This window comes from Methylobacterium sp. J-072 (assembly GCF_022829425.1).
Classification (GTDB): Bacteria; Pseudomonadota; Alphaproteobacteria; order Rhizobiales; family Beijerinckiaceae; genus Methylobacterium.
Genome location: NZ_JAKSYK010000156.1, coordinates 1 through 594, shown reverse-complemented (window position 1 = coordinate 594; position 594 = coordinate 1). Strand labels below are relative to the sequence as shown.

The following is a 594-nucleotide window of genomic DNA, read 5'->3' as shown; positions in this document are numbered from 1 at the left end:
GGTCCGAGCCCGACACCGTACCGACGGCGTATCCGGTGAAGTTGCCGTTCGCGTCGGCGTTCCACACCGTGTACTGGTCCGCGCCCGTCACCTTCCAGGCCACCTGGTAGCCGGTGGCCGTCTTTTCCGCGCCCATCGGGGCCCAGCCAGCGAACTGCCCCGTGGTCACGTCGGAGCCGCCATATTTGAGCGAGGGACCCGACCCGGTGCTGTCGTACAGAAAGAACCCGCTGCCCACCTGATCCAGACGCTTCGCCCCAAACTCTTCGATGGTCATAGCCACGACCCCGATCTGGCCGTCGCTGCTCACACCTTGCCCACACCTCTTGCCCCGGTTCTGCAGGGACGGGTCCGAGCCCGACACCGTACCGACGGCGTATCCGGTGAAGTTGCCGTTCGCGTCGGCGTTCCACACCGTGTACTGGTCCGCGCCCGTCACCTTCCAGGCCACCTGGTATCCGGTGACCGTCTTTTCCGCGCCCGTCGGGCCCCAGCCAACGAACTGACCCGTGGTCACGTCGGAGCCGCCATATTTGAGCGAGGGACCCGACCCGGTGCTGTCGTCCAGAAAGAACCCGCTGCCCACCTGATCCA

The 594-nt window shown here is 66.2% G+C and carries 1 pseudogene; it reads right to left on the bottom strand.

The features are described 5' to 3' along the window. Positions 1 to 594: pseudogene (locus MKK67_RS18055) on the bottom strand (hypothetical protein); the annotation flags it as partial.